The sequence below is a fragment of the Nostoc linckia z4 genome, assembly GCF_002608075.1.
Classification (GTDB): domain Bacteria; phylum Cyanobacteriota; class Cyanobacteriia; order Cyanobacteriales; family Nostocaceae; genus Nostoc; species Nostoc linckia.
Genome location: NZ_LAHA01000004.1, coordinates 193,033 through 210,207, shown reverse-complemented (window position 1 = coordinate 210,207; position 17,175 = coordinate 193,033). Strand labels below are relative to the sequence as shown.

General features: G+C 41.2%; 13 protein-coding genes. 4 read left to right on the top strand and 9 right to left on the bottom strand.

All coding sequences use genetic code 11. The annotated features are described in order from the left end of the window. Positions 1–119 precede the first annotated feature (119 nt). From VF06_RS05600 to folK, 4 genes are all read right to left on the bottom strand, one after another. Positions 120–929 carry a prohibitin family protein gene (locus VF06_RS05600; RefSeq protein ID WP_099065780.1) on the bottom strand — a complete coding sequence of 270 codons (810 nt, stop codon included), beginning with the start codon at positions 927–929 and terminating at the stop codon, positions 120–122. Positions 930–1,427: 498 nt separating this feature from the next. Further along, complete coding sequence (locus VF06_RS05595) at positions 1,428–2,261, bottom strand: ADP-ribosylglycohydrolase family protein (protein ID WP_099065779.1); 834 nt, start codon at positions 2,259–2,261, stop codon at positions 1,428–1,430. A gap of 7 nt (positions 2,262–2,268) precedes the next feature. Further along, complete coding sequence (locus VF06_RS05590; protein WP_099065778.1) at positions 2,269–2,817, bottom strand: NUDIX hydrolase; 549 nt, start codon at positions 2,815–2,817, stop codon at positions 2,269–2,271. Between the two features lie 418 nt (positions 2,818–3,235). Continuing rightward, on the bottom strand, positions 3,236–3,772 hold the full coding sequence (gene folK / locus VF06_RS05585) for a 2-amino-4-hydroxy-6-hydroxymethyldihydropteridine diphosphokinase (RefSeq protein WP_244917928.1): 537 nt from the start codon (positions 3,770–3,772) through the stop codon (positions 3,236–3,238). Between the two features lie 492 nt (positions 3,773–4,264). Here folK and VF06_RS05580 point away from each other — a divergent pair, with 492 nt between their 5' ends. Then, positions 4,265–6,532: a transglycosylase domain-containing protein gene (locus VF06_RS05580; RefSeq protein WP_180267255.1), complete on the top strand. Its 2,268-nt coding sequence runs from the start codon at positions 4,265–4,267 to the stop codon at positions 6,530–6,532. On the opposite strand, the gene VF06_RS40345 is transcribed toward VF06_RS05580, so the two are convergent. Continuing rightward, positions 6,488–6,658 carry a hypothetical protein gene (locus tag VF06_RS40345; protein WP_180267254.1) on the bottom strand — a complete coding sequence of 57 codons (171 nt, stop codon included), beginning with the start codon at positions 6,656–6,658 and terminating at the stop codon, positions 6,488–6,490. The two genes, VF06_RS05580 and VF06_RS40345, sit on opposite strands and share 45 nt — an antisense overlap. Before the next feature lie 112 nt (positions 6,659–6,770). On the opposite strand from VF06_RS40345, the gene psb35 reads away from it, so the two are divergent. Beyond that, the gene (gene psb35 / locus VF06_RS05575; protein ID WP_099065776.1) at positions 6,771–6,998 is read left to right on the top strand and encodes a photosystem II assembly protein Psb35; all 228 of its coding nucleotides are present in this window, start codon (positions 6,771–6,773) and stop codon (positions 6,996–6,998) included. A gap of 125 nt (positions 6,999–7,123) precedes the next feature. On the opposite strand, the gene VF06_RS05570 is transcribed toward psb35, so the two are convergent. The 4 genes from VF06_RS05570 to VF06_RS05555 all read right to left on the bottom strand — a co-directional run bounded on the left by VF06_RS05570 (position 7,124) and on the right by VF06_RS05555 (position 11,842). Continuing rightward, positions 7,124–7,546: a tellurite resistance TerB family protein gene (locus VF06_RS05570; RefSeq protein ID WP_099065775.1), complete on the bottom strand. Its 423-nt coding sequence runs from the start codon at positions 7,544–7,546 to the stop codon at positions 7,124–7,126. Between the two features lie 57 nt (positions 7,547–7,603). Beyond that, positions 7,604–9,166, bottom strand: a complete 1,563-nt coding sequence (locus VF06_RS05565; protein ID WP_099065774.1) for a 16S rRNA (cytosine(967)-C(5))-methyltransferase — start codon at positions 9,164–9,166, stop codon at positions 7,604–7,606. A 150-nt stretch (positions 9,167–9,316) separates the two neighbouring features. Continuing rightward, on the bottom strand, positions 9,317–10,771 hold the full coding sequence (locus tag VF06_RS05560; RefSeq protein ID WP_099065773.1) for a glycoside hydrolase 100 family protein: 1,455 nt from the start codon (positions 10,769–10,771) through the stop codon (positions 9,317–9,319). 630 nt (positions 10,772–11,401) lie between these two features. After that, positions 11,402–11,842: a hypothetical protein gene (locus VF06_RS05555; RefSeq protein WP_099065772.1), complete on the bottom strand. Its 441-nt coding sequence runs from the start codon at positions 11,840–11,842 to the stop codon at positions 11,402–11,404. A gap of 1,159 nt (positions 11,843–13,001) precedes the next feature. On the opposite strand from VF06_RS05555, the gene VF06_RS05550 reads away from it, so the two are divergent. Further along, entirely contained in the window at positions 13,002–16,760 is a 3,759-nt protein-coding gene (locus VF06_RS05550; protein WP_099065771.1) for a CHAT domain-containing protein, read from the top strand. Positions 16,761–16,763: 3 nt separating this feature from the next. Next, positions 16,764–17,138: a hypothetical protein gene (locus VF06_RS05545; RefSeq protein WP_099065770.1), complete on the top strand. Its 375-nt coding sequence runs from the start codon at positions 16,764–16,766 to the stop codon at positions 17,136–17,138. The last annotated feature ends 37 nt before the right edge of the window (positions 17,139–17,175 follow it).

The following is a 17,175-nucleotide window of genomic DNA, read 5'->3' as shown; positions in this document are numbered from 1 at the left end:
TTTTAAACTAGATGCTGATGTGATAAATCGCACAATCATGACTGAAAAATATTTTCCCAGTTCTCAGTCAACAGTCAACAGTCAACAATCATCAGTAAACTTTTTCGTCAAAATTAATTTCAATTTTGATTTAATTTTAAAAATTCACCTATATTCATCAATTTGGGAGTATCTTTACTGACAATTAACGGTAGCTTTCCATCCCATTTTTGTATTGCTTGCCTTTGTAATATTTGTGGAGTTAGTCCATTATGTAATAATCGATGTACCTCAGCTTCTCCTTTTGCTAAATTAACTTGTGCCTCAGCTTCTTTTGTTGCTTTTAAAGCAATAAATTCTGCTCGTTTGGCTTCTTGCTCGGCAATTTGTTTGGCCTCCACCGCCTCACTAAATCTTTCGGAGAAATGGACGTGGACTAGAGAAATATCATCAACTGCAACGTGGTAACTATTCAGACGTGTAGTTAATGCAGCATCTACTTCAGCTTTGACTTCTCCTCTTTTAGTAATAATTTCTTCAGCAGTATACTTTGCCATAACGGCTTTTAATACTTCTTCTACTGCTGGATTAATGATTCTGTCAATAACACTTTGTTCGTCTCCAATTTCCTGAAAAATGGCATTTACTTCCTGAGGAATAATATGCCAATTTAAAGCTACATCTGTGAAAACGTTTTGTAAATCTTTAGAAGAAGCTTCCGCAGAGATTTCCTGTTTTTGGACTCTAACACTCAATTTTTTTACAGTATTGTATACAGGGATAATGAAGTGAATTCCCTCTGCTAATATTTGGTTTTGGACTTCGCCAAATTTCATTAAGACGCCGCGTTCTCCTGCATTGACAATTACACAAGGTGTGAGCAAGAGAGTTATCAAGAACAAAAGAGCAGTCAGTTTTCCAGCACGGTTAAAATTCGTATTTTTTCTCATTTGCCTGAAACAATTATGCATCTTGCATACAGACACATATTTCACAGTTGTATGCTTCTTGTGGTTATGCTGTTATATAACAATTCCCAAGCGTATGAAATACACCCCAATACGGTTAGGTCAAAGGGGAAAGGGGAAAGGGGAAAGGTTTCAAATATATCCAAATCCCCTTACCCCTTAACCTTTTCCCAAACCACAAGGGAAGTTCATACTGCCTATCCGAACCTTATTAAAATACACCCCACCTGCGCTGTCGCGGAGGGGAGGGGTGATTTTGTACCTCACCAGAGTTGGAAACGCTATAAATCTTATCTCCGTGTTGTCCGTGTGTGGTAAAACTAAGATAATTTTTAACTACACAGGCACAGAGAACGCAGAGATTTTATAGCCTGAAATCAGATTTTATCAGTTACTTTAACAGGACTAGGTAGCTTTAGTCTATCTGAAATACTGTAATGTTATCGAAAAGCCGTAGTATTTAAAAAGTTAAATTTACCTTTAGATGACTAAACTCATGAGCTGGCGGTCTAGCTCAATGAGGTAATCTCGACCGTAAGCTCCATTTTCTAACCCTGCCATGAGATGGTGGGGGATGTCTTGGGTAATTTCTTCGCTGCAAGAAGCGGCTCCCAGTGCGAGCGCTGCTACTGTATCCACATCACCGCTAAAAGCAATACAATCTTGTAAAATTTCACTTATACTGTCATTTCTGATGAGGGCAGTGATGGCTGCTCTAACACTCATCCAGCCTTTGGATTTTACTTTACCTTGCCAAGGTTTAGACCACTGCCCAGGTACATAACTTTCTAAAAACTTGGCTAATTTGCGTTTTGGCCCCAGTCGATAAATAAAGTAATGTGACATCAAAGCTGCGGCAACAGCGGCGTTGATTCCATCTGGTGTATTGTGAGTAATTGCGGCTTGAATTGTTGCCGCTTCGATGACTTTTTCTGGTGTGGGATAAATACCAATGGGTGCTGCACGCATCGCTGCACCACTTTTGTCGCTATCAGGGCGAATTTTGATTAAAAATTCTTCGCCATTTTGGATTTCTAGGAGAAAATTGTAGAAGTTTCTCGCATATCCTTGTCTGGGATCGCGTTTAAAGGCTGTAACAAAACTTTCGGCTAAAACTTCCGGCGTCCACAGTGCTTGAGCAACAATGACTTCAGCAATGGCAATGCTCATCTGGGTATCGTCGGTATAGCTGCCAGGAATGAGTCGAAAACGCGGGTGTTGCACGTATCGACTCAAATCGTTGTTAACGAGCATTTCGTCTGCATATTCAAAGCCTGCACCGTAGGCATCTGCAATCGCTAACTCTAGCAGCATATTGGTACTACACTAAAAATGGACGCGCCAGGAAAAAGCTAGAAATTGATTTAGCGTCTATCGGTTCGCCGTCGAGAATCGCTTTTTCTAATTCTTCTGGAGTAAAGAATACAGTTTCGATATCCTCGTCTCCATCTTGGGGTGGTGGGGTTTCCAGCTTTTGTAAATCTTGAGCCAGAAAAGCATAAATAATTTCGTCAGAATAGCCAGGCGCTAGGAAAAATTCTCCTAATTTGTGCCATTTTTCAGCACTATAGCCAGTTTCTTCTTGAATTTCACGTTTTACTGTTTCTAAGGGGTCTTCATTATATTCCAGAGTCCCCGCAGGGAATTCTAATATCCGTCCTTGAACTGCAAAACGATACTGGCGCACGAGTACAAGTTTACCTTCTGGCGTCACCGGCACAGCCAAAGCGCCGCCGGGATGACGAATACACTCCCATTCTCCTTCTGATTTATTGGGTAAGCGCAAGCGATTAACTTCAAAATCAAACTTGCGTCCTTTATGAAACAAGCGTTGTTTCAACAGTTGTGGTAATTCTCTACCTAATGGCATAGTAACAAATTTGAATTATGTGTAAATAGTTGAAAATTATATGGACGAATATCCAATTTCATTAGTTTAGAAGTTTTAGTTTCATGCTTGAAAAACACAACTTCTATCCCATTTCCAGAATGCATTCAGAACTACTTTTGTTAACAAATTCCTGGTTTGATTACCTCGCTATTTTTGACTAGAGGTCAATAAAGGAAGAAGCTACAGAATTCGTACTTTTGGCAAACTAGATTAAGACTTTCACCTTTTGAAAATTAAGTGATTACCCGTGGGAATATATCTATATTTTACAACTTCTGGCAATATAATCCGCAAAGTTTTGCAATAAACAGGTAAAATTAGCATTCCTGTAAGCTGTCAATAGCATTGAAAGCGATACATTTTTTTGTGTTGGTTGTTGACTGTTAACGGTTAACTGTCAACCGTCAGCCCATAAATGTACATCTGAACAGTCTACCTCTTTGAGCAGCTCTTTAATAACACGCCCGGAAACTGGTTCTACCCAATCTGAGGCGATTTCCGCAAGTGGTACTAGTACAAAAGCGCGATCCCGCATTCCAGGATGGGGTATTTGGAGATTTGGTGTATCGACAATAAAGTCATCATATAATAACAAATCCAAGTCCAGGGTTCGCGGCCCCCACCGTTCTTGACGCACGCGCCCAAATTGTCGCTCGATTTTGAGTAAATTTTCTAATAATTCGTGGGGTAGCATTTCTACTTGCAATGCGACGCAGCCGTTTAAGTAGTCTGGCTGTGGTGGCCCCACGGCTTTGGTTTTATACCAATTGGATCTTGCTTCTAAAAAAATCCCTGGGGTTTGGACTAAAGTTGCGATCGCTGCTTCTAAAATTGCCTGGGAATCTCCCATATTACTACCAAGGGCAAGGGCGGTTTTAACACGCTTTAGTGCCTTTTGACTGTTTTGAGATTGTTGTTGCGGATTGTTCCCCACATCTGTTTCGCTAACTTTCAATAGTCTTGATATTCTGAATAGTTTAAGTTGACACCAATGACAAGATGTCCACCCCACAACAACAAGATTTAGAAATCCCTCTAGTTGAATATGAATTCAGTCAGGTTTAATATACCAGCCCTTTGACTTAGTCAGTCAAAATTATTTGTTTGTATAAAAAAATACTTTTTATTGTGAGTTTTGAATTCTTCTTAATAGTGAATTAAGTTAATTATTTATAGGATAGTATACTAACACAATGTGGTGCTATGACCCCAAAGCTTATTGATGGTGGTTAAGTAGTTACTACTTCGATGGAGGAACTGACTGGGGAAGCTGACCTCCTGGTTCAAACTAAGACCAACTAATTTAAGTGGCTCTCACAAAGAACCACTATTGCCACCTGGTAATCATCATCAACACAAGGAACCCGCAACAAATGAAAGCTTACCACCAGCATATGTGCCATAGGCGAGGCAGTTATTGAGCAAAATGAAAATTTTACCATCAAGAATGACGGCCGATCGGGCAACTAGGAATAAACCAATCTATCGTCGAATCTGGTTTTGGGCAGGCCTTGGTGTAGGTGGTGGGATACTTGCCTCGATTTATGGCGTAAGTGTAATAGATAGCTCCTTGCCAGATAAAGCCGAACTCAATGCAGTTGTCAGAGAACAAACACTGACCATCAAAGCTGCCGATGGCACCATATTAAAACAACAAGGTGAAGCTTCCAGAGAACAGCTAAAGCTGGAGCAAATCCCAGATAATTTAAAAAAAGCTTTTATAGCCTCAGAAGATAGAAGATTTGAGCAACACAAAGGAATCGATGCTCAAGGAATTCTGAGGGCAGGTTTGAATAATTTGCGATCGCAAGGTGTGGTAGAAGGTGGTAGCACCATCACCCAACAACTAGCTAGGATTCTGTTTTTGAAGCAAGAGCAGACAATCTGGCGCAAACTCAAGGAAATTCGCTTAGCACAAAAAATTGAGTCAGAATTAACCAAGGATCAAATTCTAGAGCGTTACCTCAACTTGGTTTATTTGGGAGCTGGGGCTTACGGTGTCGCTGATGCCTCCTGGGTATACTTTAGTAAATCCCCAGATCAACTTTCTCTAGCCGAAATGGCTACCATTGCTGGACTAGCTCCTGCACCTAGCTTGTATGCCCCGGATAAGAATCCAGTAGCAGCCAAACAAAGGCGCAACTTGGTATTACAACGGATGCAAGAAGAAAAATTTATTACACCAGAACAAAGACGAGCAGCCACCCAAGAAGCACTAACCCTGAAAACCAGTTTACCCAAGCGACTGCAAGTAGAGTCACCATACTTTACTACCTACGTCCAGAAAGAATTGCCGAAGTACGTTTCTGCTGATGTGTTGTCCAATGGAGGTTTAGTGGTGGAAACTACCCTCAACCCCACTTGGCAAAAAGCAGCAGAAGAAGCAGTGGCTAAAACCTTGCGAAATCAGGGACGCTGGGAGAATTTTAAAGAAGCGGCAATGGTGGCCATCGATCCCCGCAATGGTGAAATCAAAGCAATGGTTGGGGGCAAAGACTTTGGCAAAAACCAGTTTAATCGGGTTACCCAAGCACAGCGCCAGCCGGGATCGACATTTAAAGGATTTGTTTACGCAACTGCGATCGCCAGCGGTAAAAGCCCCTACGCTACATACCAGGATGCACCCTTTGTTGTAGATGGCTACGAACCGAAAAACTATAGTGAAAGCTTCCGCGGCTCAATGACCATGAGGGATGCCCTCACCCGTTCCACTAATATCGTTGCGGTGAAGGTACTGATTGACATAGGCTTTACGCCAACCATTAAACTTGCCCATGATATGGGGATTAAATCTGAACTTAGACCCACTTATTCCCTAGCTCTAGGCTCCAATGAAGTGAATTTACTGGAATTAACCAGCGCCTACGGCAGTTTTGCCACCCAGGGATTACACACAGAGCCTCATGGTATCACCCGCATCCTTAACCGCCAAGGCAAAGTGATTTGGTCAGCTGATTTTAAATCAAAACGAGTTCTTGATGCTGACAGCGCCGCTATCATGACTTGGATGCTACGTAACGTTGTGGAAGCCGGCACTGGTGGTGCTGCCCAGTTAGGTAATAGACCAGTTGCTGGCAAGACCGGAACCTCAGACGAAGCCCGCGATTTGTGGTTTATTGGTTACATTCCCCAAGTAGTAACAGGAGTTTGGCTAGGTAACGATAACAACCGCCCCACCTATGGTAGCAGCAGTAGCGCCGCTTACACCTGGCATGAATTCATGGAAAAAGCTGTGGAAGGAATGCCCGTAGAAAAGTTTCCCAAACGGCCAAAGTTAGAAGGTCGCAAAGGCACCATCAAAGCACAGTCAATTAAACCCAAACAAGTATTGAATCGTTCTATTTCCTCTAATGACGATGAATCAGAACAGCAAAGCTATAGAAATTCTGAAGATAACAGTGGTTCATCAAGGAGACGTAGAAGCAGGAGATATTCTCAAGAAGAACAGCAATCAACTAGTGACTATACCCCAAGACGCAGAAGACGTTATCGCAGCACAGAAGAATCAACTACCAGTAACTCTTCTTCAGAGTCATCTCGTCCGCGGCGGCGCTATAGAAGAGTAGAATCATCAGATTCTCCCCCACCTCGAAGAACTCGACGTTCCTCATCTCCCTCCAATAGTTCTGGTTCTTCCGGTTCTTCATCATCACAACCATCCTGGCGCGATAGACTCAGACCGACTCAGGAATAAATTGGGTATGGGGGTGTTGACTGGTGACTGTTGACTGTTGACTGTTGACTGGGAAGTTATTATTCTCCCCTGCCCCTCTGCCTCATCTCCCTTGTCTCCCTCATCTCCCCATGCCCCATGCCCCATGCCCTATTCCCTCCTTAATATCAAGTTGCTCAAACTACAGGGGGATGTTAGGTGATAGGCTGATTTTATATTGTCTTAAGAATAGTGTTACCTAACCTTGGAGAAAATACCTATGCATTTATTGATGCAAGCAGCAGCACCAGCCGCAGCAAATAGCCCCCATTTTCCTTACGCTTTTACCTTGGTATATGTCGTTGGTTTTATCGCTGCTGTCACCATTGGTTCAATAGCTTGGTACAACTCAAAACGCCCCGCTGGTTGGGAAAGTAAAGAGCGTCCTGATTTTGTGCCTAAGATTGATAAAGAAGAAACTCCGGGTCTGGGCGAACCGAAGTCATAAACTCCCAATCTGTGATAATTTAGCAGTTATGAGTTATGAGTTATGAATTATGAGTTATGAGTTATGAGTTAAAAAACTCCTAACTCTGAACTCCCAACTCTCAACTCAAAACTCCAAATTCTCTGTTAGTTTTGAACTTCAACCCAACGGCGGTAAAGTTTTTGAATTTGTTTGAGAAGCTGAGTGTGAGCCGGTTGGGTTGAGCCATTTGGCTTTGTTATATCTTGCAATTCGGTCAATAGTCTGGCTTCTTCGATGGCAACATCTCCATCGCTATAAATTAAGCCACTGATGGCTTCAATGAGATTTTCACAGTCTTCAAGGCTAGGGCGATCGCCTAAATACTCCCTAACCCACTCATAACACTCTTTTGGCTGTACGGGAACTAACTCGTACAGCCAAGGTTTAATTTCCGGATCGCTAGCCAAACCTTTTGCTTGAGCTATTTCGCGTAAATACTGGCGTTCCTCTGGTTGAATTCTGCCATCGAGCCAAGCGGCTCCAATCAGGATTTTAACTAAGTTTTTCACATTGGAATGGGTAACCATTGCTGCCTCCTCTGGTAGATTCTGGCTTCAACCAAATCGTACAATCCCAAACAGTAATCACTCGGAATTATTGGTTTTTCTTAAGCGCACCATAAAAAACCCATCCATGTCCTCTCGATGAGGCCACACTTTCAACCAGCCTTGGGCGGTATTACCTGGAAAATCACGCAATTCAAGGCTGTTGGGAGACTCAATTTGCCAATCAGGTGACTCAGCTAAAAATGCCGCCACCGCTTCTTCATTTTCTGCTGGATGTAGCGTACATGTGGCATAAACTAATACGCCACCTGGTTTGACAAAAGTAGAGGTATGTGATAATAGTTGTCTTTGAAGCAGCCCAAGTTCCTGGACAGATTGTGGTGTCTGTCGCCAACGAGCATCAGCATGACGGTGCATAGTTCCCAAGCCAGAACATGGGGCATCAAGTAATACGCGGTCTGCGGTATTGTGAAATTGCGTAAAATCGCGGCTATCGCCGATACAAATTTGAATAGACTTTAAATTTAAGCGTTGAGAATTTTCTTGGAGTTTGCGAAGCCGAGAAGAAGTGCGATCGCAAGCCCAAATTTTACCTCGATCTTGCATCAACTCAGCAATGTGAGTTGTTTTACCCCCCGGCGCTGCACAAGCATCAATCACCACCTCACCCGGTTGCGGGTCAAGCAAATGACTTACCAACTGGGCACTGCTATCTTGCACAGTCCACCAACCTTGTTGAAAACCAGGTAATTTTTGAATTGACCCAGGATTACTAATTAATCGTAAAGCTTGGGGTAAATAACGAACCCGCCTCACCAAAACACCAGCAGATTGCAACGCCGCCTCAACTTCTTCTATCGAAGTGCGAAGCGGGTTAATACGCAAATCAATGGTTGGTGACTGGTTCATCCATTCACATAGTTGTTCTGTCTGGGCAAAACCCAGTTGTTCTAACCAAACTTGAATAATCCAGTCAGGAAAACTGTGTAAAATCCCCAAGCGTTCCACTGGGTTTTCTGGGAGTTGTAGCAAAGATGGGGCATTGGGGAGCCACTGCGGTCTTGGGGTCTCCCCAAGTGGAGCAAGTGGCGTCATTGGGCATGGCGCATTGGGAGTGTTAACTGTTGACTGTTGACTGTTGACTGTTGACTGAGGAATTATTCTTCTTATCCCCTTGTCCCCTTGTCCCCTTGTCCCCCCATCTCCCCATCTCCCCATCTCCCCATCGCCCCATCTCCCCATCTCCCCATCTCCCTCTGCTTTTCTGAGATACTGGCGTAACAGACCGTTAACAAAACCTGACAGTCCAGAAAAACCGTTTTCTTTAGCTAATTGGACGGTGGTGTTAACAGCAGCTGAAGCGGGAATACGCTCTTGATATCGCAGTTGGTATAACCCTAGATGTAGGATGGTGCGGAGGTCTTTTGGTTGTTGGTGAGATTTTTTTTGCGCCAGTTGGTCAATGAGAGTATCTAGGGTGCGCTGCCTTCTGACACTACCATAAGTTAATTCTGTCACAAGGCGGCGATCGCTATCAGCCAAACTAACTTTTTGCAGCACTCTGTCTAAGGCAACATCAACATAAGCCCCCTTATGAACATCTCGTAGGGCGATAAAAGCTAGTTGACGAGCATTTGTCATTGAAACACAAATCAGGAGTAATGAAACTTTTGTATTCTAACTCCCCACTGTGGCAATTTTAGATTTTGAATTTTGGATTTTGGATTCCAGGAAAAATCCAAAAGCCAAAATTTAATCACTCCAAACCCCAAACTCCTAACTCCAAACTCCCTACCGAGGCATATACGGGTCTACACTAGCAATTTCAAATTCACAGGCTCTAGAAACCACTTCTGGTGGTAATTTACCAAAGGTAATTAATGGTAAATAAGTGGGATTCGCCATCAATTCTTTTGCTAATAAGAAACCAGTAATTGTCCAAGTTTGATATTTTCTGGCTTGTTTACCAATCAGTCGCCCCTTCTTACCATCGTAATATTCTGGCCATTCATCATCACACAAACGTGCTTGAGCAATTTCAATTGCTCTTTGGGCAAGATTTGTTCTCTTGGTTTTTATCGCTGCTGCTGCCAACATCCACATTAACACTGGCCAACTACCTGCATTGTGATATGACCAAGGTATATTTTTCGGGTCGCATCCAGTCACAATTCTATATTCTTCATTTTCTAAGGCTGGGAAACAAATTTTCATCGGCATATCTCCCACTAAATCGTCCCATCGTTCCTCAATGAGAGTCATAATTGCTTGTGACTGTTCTTCAGTAGCTAAGTCAGAAACAATTGCCATCAAGTTTCCCACTGCAAAGAAGCGAGTATCTAGCTGTGAGGGGCCAACGTTACCAGCAAAATAACCGCCTTTTTTCGGGAGCCATTTGTCTAATTCATAATAGGGAATCGAATCTACATATATATTGAATAAATTGACGGCGGCTTTGCCATATTCTTCACTTTTGAAGCGATAAATTGCATTCAGACGATTAATATCTATCCAATAATGTTGGCGAATGTGGGCACACAACAAAGGCAAGCGATTATCAATGGCGATGACAATATCTTGATTGCCTTGACAAATCAGCAGTTCGCGAGACGCACGCAAGGCAGCATAAAAGAGAACTTGCAGTTCTAAAGGATGACCGTAGATACCCATACGACGGTCAATCATACAAGCGCCGTCTGGAACTAACAGCGTTGGGTACATATCAAAACGATTCGCCAAACAAATGTCCATGATTAACCGGATTCCATTTTGGAATTCAGGTCTTTGAGCTAGAGAAAAATCGTCTGTGGCGACTACATAAGCACGCAATAAAAGAATCCACCACAGACAAGAATCAACTGGTGTCACTCTGGCGATCGCATGTTCCCCAAAATCTGCTTCTAGATATTCTTGCCCGTTTTCCGATAACACTTTAAAGCTAGCTGGAATTAATCCTCTACCAGGCTTATAGGCATCTAACGCTCTTTCTTTAGGTTGTAACTTTAAGGTTTCTTCTAAGAAATTGCGAACAATATCTGCTCTACCTTTCAGTAAAAAAATCAGAGCCGACGAAACAAAGTCTCGAATAAAGCACTGGTCATAATTAAGAGCCTCCACTGATAAATCATAAGCAGCTACCGTGCCTACTGGGCGTCCTTGATAGTAGATGATTGTCTTTTCTAGAGCTTGCCACGCTTCTGTTACTTCTTTTGAATCTTCACTTGATTTTAAGTCGTTTAACTGCATCGCCAGAATAACTCCATTTGGGTTGTAATTTTGTGGTAGATGCGTCTTCGTTGATTAATTTTGCTATTCTCAGCATAACAAAAACACATTTTTGAATAGCAAATATCAGTCCGGAATTTGCTTGCATATTAACCAAAAAAGTCGCCGATAAATATGCAACTTTATTGATAATTAATTTCCTTCTAATCAATTATTCTTTCGATGAGTTAAAATTATTCTTCATCGTCAGTAGTAATTTGATTTATCAAACAGTCACATCAGAGATATTTTTAGATTATTTTTGTTTCCGTTTTCGTATCGGAATCTTGGCTTTACCAAACAAAAACATAACTTCAGTGCTGTTTAAGGTTTGCGTGAAGTTAATACTAGTTGCAGTATTTTTACTTAATTAGGATTAGTTTTTAACACTAAAAGGCCACATTATTCCCCTATAAGATAATAATTTATAACGTTTTGTCATAATATGCAAGACAAATCGTCAAACAATTTAATATGTCAATACTTCCCAAGGGTTATATATATCAACCTATGGATAGATGTCTGGCTTTCCTTTTCGCGATGGACGTTTTTCACTTTAGAATCCCGACTTTCTTGAAAAGTCGGGGATCTGATTTCTTGTTTAAGTAACCCTCAAGCTAGGTGAATAGGAGTTGTACCGTTACCGTTAGTTGACGCATTCACAATTGCAGCTTGAGCAGGTTGGGTAGCAAGAACCGCTGTAACTGTAGTAACTTTTGAACTAGATTGTTTAGTTCGTTTTCGAGTAGAGCCGCCAGCCTTGGAATACTCCATACTTTTTTTGCCGTAGACAGTTGCAATTCCACTTAGCATTCTTTGAGACATTTCCGAGAGGGCTTGCTCCATCTGAGTGACTGTTTTACGGGATTCTTCAAGATTGGACACAAGGGTGTTATGAGTTTCTAGGATCGCACGGGTAGTATTGATTAGTTGGTTGTAGGCTTCAATACTTAACCCATGTCCTAAATTCAGATTTTCATCAATGGATTTAAGCGAAGCGAGACGACGTTGGGCTTTGTCAACAGCAGCAGAACCACGAGTTCTTAAAGACATAAGATATCCTTTTTTAACAAGAAAGAATTCAGGAGTCAGGAGTCAGAATACAGGAAAGGTGTTCTGTATGACTGGCGGATAGCGCAGCGTAAAGCCTGCGGCATGGCAACTCTTAGAAACGCTACGCGTAGCTTGCTTAAGAGCAGGGGTACGCTTAGAGCGACGCAGGAGCGTTTGAATAAATGGGTTTAAGTCCCCCACCAAATTTTTAATTTGGTGGTAAACAAGAAAGTGGCGAGTCTAAATCCCCCACTAAAAAGATTGCTGAATTCTGTTAGCGGTAACGGGGCGTTTAGCGCAGTCTGAATTCTGGTTTAATCATCCTTTTTCAAAATAGTAGAGTGTCCTTTTGTCTGAGATGGGTAGTTTTGGGGATTTATTTCATTAATGATTCAACGAAATAATTACTAGGTTGCCTGTGTTTTTACTAATTTTTGATATCAATTTATTGTTTGAGAATAAGTGCAATTCGCAAAAGTAATCACCAAAATAAAAATTGCAGTCGCAAAATTATAAATGTGACTGCTGAAATCATAAATGTAGTCGCAAAATTAGAAATACGAGCGCCAAAATCAAAAATGCAGTCGCAAAATTAGAAATACGAGCGCCAAAATAAAAATTGCAGTCGCAAAATTATAAATGTGACTGCTGAAATCAAAAATGCAGTCGCAAAATTAGAAATACGAGCGCCAAAATCAAAAATGCAGTCGCAAAATCATAAATGCGACTGCTGAAATCATAAATGCGTAGGCATAGCCCGCCGTAGGCATCGCCAAAATAACATTGTCAAATGAAAACTAGAAGACGGTGTACACACAAGTCCGATCCAGTTTTATCCCAATACGCTTGAGATAAGCGAAAAACCCCTCATGTAGAGACGCGATTCATTGCTTCTAAAAGACTGACACGTTACACAGACAAGGGTAAATCACCGTCTCTACAAAGGGGGTTAACTAAACCGAATTCAACTACTATATCGGATAATACAGATTTTAAATTGCAAAAGTACGAAAATTGGCTTCAAAACCAAATACAAATCCTGTTTTACTTCCCAATTCTGGGTTCTGGATTTTGAATTCTGCTGTAAGTCTTTTTCTCCAATTACTGATAATGCTATTGAAATTTTTGACAGCAGATAGAAATTCACCTGCACCTACTCATGAATGAACAGCCGCTACAAATAGAGACTGGAAGCAGAGCCGAGAATATTGAATTAGCGATCGCTACTTATAAAAAAGCACTCGAAGAATTAACTCCCACCGCCTCTGGTGAAGAATGGGCAACGACGCAAAATAATCTGGGAAATGCTTACAGTGACAGAATATTAGGAGAACGAGCCGAGAATATTGAATTAGCGATCGCTGCTTTCTCTGCGGCACTGGAAGTTAGAACCAAGAGCGATTTTCCTAAACAATGGGCAAGTACGCAAAATAATCTAGGAAATGCTTACCTTTACAGAATATCAGGAAACAGAGCCGAGAATATTGAATTAGCGATCGCTGCTTTCTCTGCGGCACTGGAAGTTAGAACCAAGAGCGATTTTCCTGAACAATGGGCAACGACGCAAAATAATCTAGGGAATGCTTACCTTTACAGAATATCAGGAAACAGAGCCGAGAATATTGAATTAGCGATCGCTACTTGTAAAAAAGCACTCGAAGTATTAAACCCCACTGCCTTTGCTGAACAATGGGCAATGACGCAAAATAATCTGGGGAATGCTTACAGTGACAGAATATTAGGAGAACGAACCGAGAATATTGAATTAGCCATCGCTATTTATAAAGAGGTACTCGAAGTATTAACCCCCACCGCCTTTGCTGAACAATGGGCAACGACGCAAAATAATCTAGGGAATGCTTATCTTTACACAATATCAGGAAACAGAGCCGAGAATATTGAATTAGCGATCGCTATTTATAAAGAGGTACTCGAAGTATTAAACCCCACCGCCTTTCCTGAACAATGGGCAACAACGCAAAATAATCTGGGGAATGCTTACACTGACAGAATATTAGGAGACACAGATGAGAATTTGGAAAGTGCGATCGCTGCTTATAAAGCGGCACTGGAAATTAGAACCAAGAGCGCTTTTCCTATTAGTTGGGCAACCACGCAAAATAATCTGGGGATTGCTTACCTTTACAGAATATCAGGAGAGCGAGGCGAGAATATTGAATTACCGATCGCTATTTATAAAGAGGTACTCGAAGTATTAAACCCCACCGCCTTTCCTGAACAATGGGCAACGACGCAAAATAATTTGGGGAATGCTTACACTGAGAGAATATTAAAAGATACAGATGAGAATTTGGAAAGTGCGATCGCTGCTTATAAAGCGGCACTGGAAATTAGAACCAAGAGCGCTTTTCCTATTAGTTGGGCAACCACGCAAAATAATCTGGGGATTGCTTACCTTTACAGAATATCAGGAGAGCGAGGCGAGAATATTGAATTAGCGATCGCTGCTTATAAAGCGGCACTAGAAATTAGAACCAAGAGCGCTTTTCCTATTGATTGGGCAACGACGCAAAATAATCAGGGAATTGCTTACCTTTACAGAATATCAGGAGAACGAGGCGAGAATATTGAATCAGCGATCGCGGCTTTTTCTGTGGCACTAGAAGTTTATACCAAGAGGGACTTTTGCGAACAATGGGCAAAGACGCAAAATAATTTGGGGATTGCTTACACTGAGAGAATATCAGGAGAACGAGGCGAGAATATTGAATCAGCGATCGCTGCTTATAAAGCGGCACTGAAAGTTAGAACCAAGAGCGATTTTCCTGAACAATGGGCAAGTACGCAAAATAATCTGGGTAATGCTTACCTTTACAGAATATTAGGAGAACGAGGCGAGAATCTGGAAAAAGCGATCGCTGCTTATTCTGCACCACTGGAGATTAGAACCAACAAGGCTTTTCCTATTAATTGGACAACAACGCAAAATAATTTGGGGATTAGAATATCAAAAAAACGAGGCAAGAATCTGGAAAAAGCGATCGCTGCTTATAAAGCGGCACTGGAAGTTAGAACCAAGAGCGATTTTCCTGAACAATGGGCAAGTACGCAAAATAATCTAGGGAATGCTTACCTTTACAGAATATCAGGAGAACGAGCCGAGAATATTGAATTAGCGATCGCTGCTTATACTGCCGCATTGGAAGTCTTAACCCACAGTACCTTTCCTGTAGATTGGGCAGATACACAAAATAATTTGGGGAATGCTTACCGTAACAGAATATTAGGAGAACGAGGCGAGAATATTAAATTAGCGATCGCTGCTTATCAAGCAGCACTGAAAGTCTTAACCCCCAGCAAATTTCCTCAAAACTATGCAGAAACTGTGTTAAATCTCGGCAGGTTATACCAAGACGAAAAACAATTTCACTCAGCTTACAATACTTTTTTTGCGGCAATAGAAACAGTAGAAGCTTTGCCGGGTGAAATTGTTTCTGGCGAAGAAGTCAAGCGCAAACAAGCAGAAGAATGGAATCAACTTTATGGACGCATGGTAGAAGTTTGCCTAGAATTGCAAAAATATACCGAAGCGATAGAATATATTGAACGTAGCAAAACCCGCAATTTAGTAGAACTGTTAATCAAAGCATCAACAAGTCGAGAAAATTTACCTTCAGATGGCAGCATACAGTTTCAAGACATTCAAAACCTCTTAGACAATGAAACAGCAATCATCAAATGGTACATTTTTGATGATTATTTTCGGACTTTCATTATCACCAACGACAACAACAACCCAATAATCCCGCCTTCCAAAAAACAAGACCTAAAGCCCTTAATCAATTGGACAAAAAAATATCTGGATGACTACTACAACCCAGAAGACAGAGATAAAATTAAATGGCGAAAAAAGCTAGGAAAACGCTTGAAAAAATTAGCAAAAATTCTGCATATTGACCAAATATTAAACCAAGTACCCGAACAATGCAAAAGATTAATCCTGATTCCTCATCGTTACTTACACCTGTTTCCTCTCCATGCTTTACCTGTCGAGGAATCGTACCTCATTGACTTATTCCCCAACGGTGTAGGCTATGCACCTAGTTGTCGAATTCTGCGAGAGCTCCAAGGGCGTCAACGCTCTGATTTTCAATCTTTCTTTGCCATCCAAAACCCCACAAAAGATTTATATCAAGACTACGAAAAAGATTTAGGAGCAGTTGCAGCCATCAAACAACAATTTACTCAACGTCAGATTTTAAAGCAAGACAAAGCTAACAAATCAGCAATTGTCTGTGTTAATGAAAATTCTCCCATCACACTACATCCAGAATTGCTGACAGCTAACTGTGTCTTTTTCTTCTGTCATGGTTACTTTAAATCTGATTATCCCGAAGATTCTGGATTACTATTAGCAGATTGTTTTGTTGATTCAGAGTTAGTTGAGGTAGATTCTAAACGTTATATGCGTGTCTTTAAAGATCAAGTAGTGGACTTAACTAAATGCCTAACTTTAAAAGATATCATTACTCACTTTCAACTAGAAAACTGTCGCCTAGTCACTCTCTCTGCTTGCGAAACTGGTTTGACGGACTTCAGAAGCACGAGTGATGAATACATTGGTTTACCCAGTGGATTTTTGTTAGCTGGTAGCACCAATGTAGTCAGTAGCCTTTGGACTGTCAGCGCCACAGCTACAGCATTATTGATGATTAAATTTTACGCAGAACTACAGCAGCAAAATAATATTGTATTAGCTTTAAAGACAGCACAATGTTGGTTAAGAGATACAACAGTCGAAGGCTTTCAAGATTGGCTAAATAATTCCTCGCTTAGTTTAGTTTGGCAGGTAGAACTAAATAAATATTTTGCTACTAATTATCAAAATGCCTCAACCAAACCCTTTGAATCGCCTTTTTATTGGGCTGCTTTTTGTACTATAGGTAAAGGAGTTTAGAACATGTCAATTTACAAAAATAGCATCAAAGCTTTTATTGAAATGCTTGACTCTCAATCAAATTTAATCCCGATTTCAGACTGGGAGGAATTGCAGCAAATATCTACTCAGTTACCAGAAGACGATGAGGAAATCTCAGAAATTATAGAAGAATGGTTGAAAAGACAATCTTGCAGTGAACTTCTAGAAGCTTACAAGCAAAATCTGAAATCAATCAGTGCTGAATCTCCCATTAATGTAGATATAAACATCGGAATAGGTAATAGTAAATCACAGACTCCAGCCAATCAACCTAGTGAATCATCTAAGCAACTTATAGAAAATTCTATAAAAAATAATTCTCCATCATCTGACAACACGAAAACCAATCAAAAATAGTCAGTAGTAGGTTGGGTTGAGGAACGAAACCCAACAT

Bases quoted from the DNA above. Each gene is read 5' to 3' on its own strand.
- VF06_RS05600 (WP_099065780.1), bottom strand. From the start codon at position 929: ATGAGAAAAAATACGAATTTTAACCGTGCTGGAAAACTGACTGCTCTT.
- VF06_RS05595 (WP_099065779.1), bottom strand. From the start codon at position 2,261: ATGCTGCTAGAGTTAGCGATTGCAGATGCCTACGGTGCAGGCTTTGAA.
- VF06_RS05590 (WP_099065778.1), bottom strand. From the start codon at position 2,817: ATGCCATTAGGTAGAGAATTACCACAACTGTTGAAACAACGCTTGTTT.
- VF06_RS05580 (WP_180267255.1), top strand. From the start codon at position 4,265: ATGAAAATTTTACCATCAAGAATGACGGCCGATCGGGCAACTAGGAAT.
- VF06_RS40345 (WP_180267254.1), bottom strand. From the start codon at position 6,658: ATGGGGCATGGGGCATGGGGAGATGAGGGAGACAAGGGAGATGAGGCA.
- psb35 (WP_099065776.1), top strand. From the start codon at position 6,771: ATGCATTTATTGATGCAAGCAGCAGCACCAGCCGCAGCAAATAGCCCC.
- VF06_RS05570 (WP_099065775.1), bottom strand. From the start codon at position 7,546: ATGGTTACCCATTCCAATGTGAAAAACTTAGTTAAAATCCTGATTGGA.
- VF06_RS05565 (WP_099065774.1), bottom strand. From the start codon at position 9,166: ATGACAAATGCTCGTCAACTAGCTTTTATCGCCCTACGAGATGTTCAT.
- VF06_RS05560 (WP_099065773.1), bottom strand. From the start codon at position 10,771: ATGCAGTTAAACGACTTAAAATCAAGTGAAGATTCAAAAGAAGTAACA.
- VF06_RS05555 (WP_099065772.1), bottom strand. From the start codon at position 11,842: ATGTCTTTAAGAACTCGTGGTTCTGCTGCTGTTGACAAAGCCCAACGT.
- VF06_RS05550 (WP_099065771.1), top strand. From the start codon at position 13,002: ATGAATGAACAGCCGCTACAAATAGAGACTGGAAGCAGAGCCGAGAAT.
- VF06_RS05545 (WP_099065770.1), top strand. From the start codon at position 16,764: ATGTCAATTTACAAAAATAGCATCAAAGCTTTTATTGAAATGCTTGAC.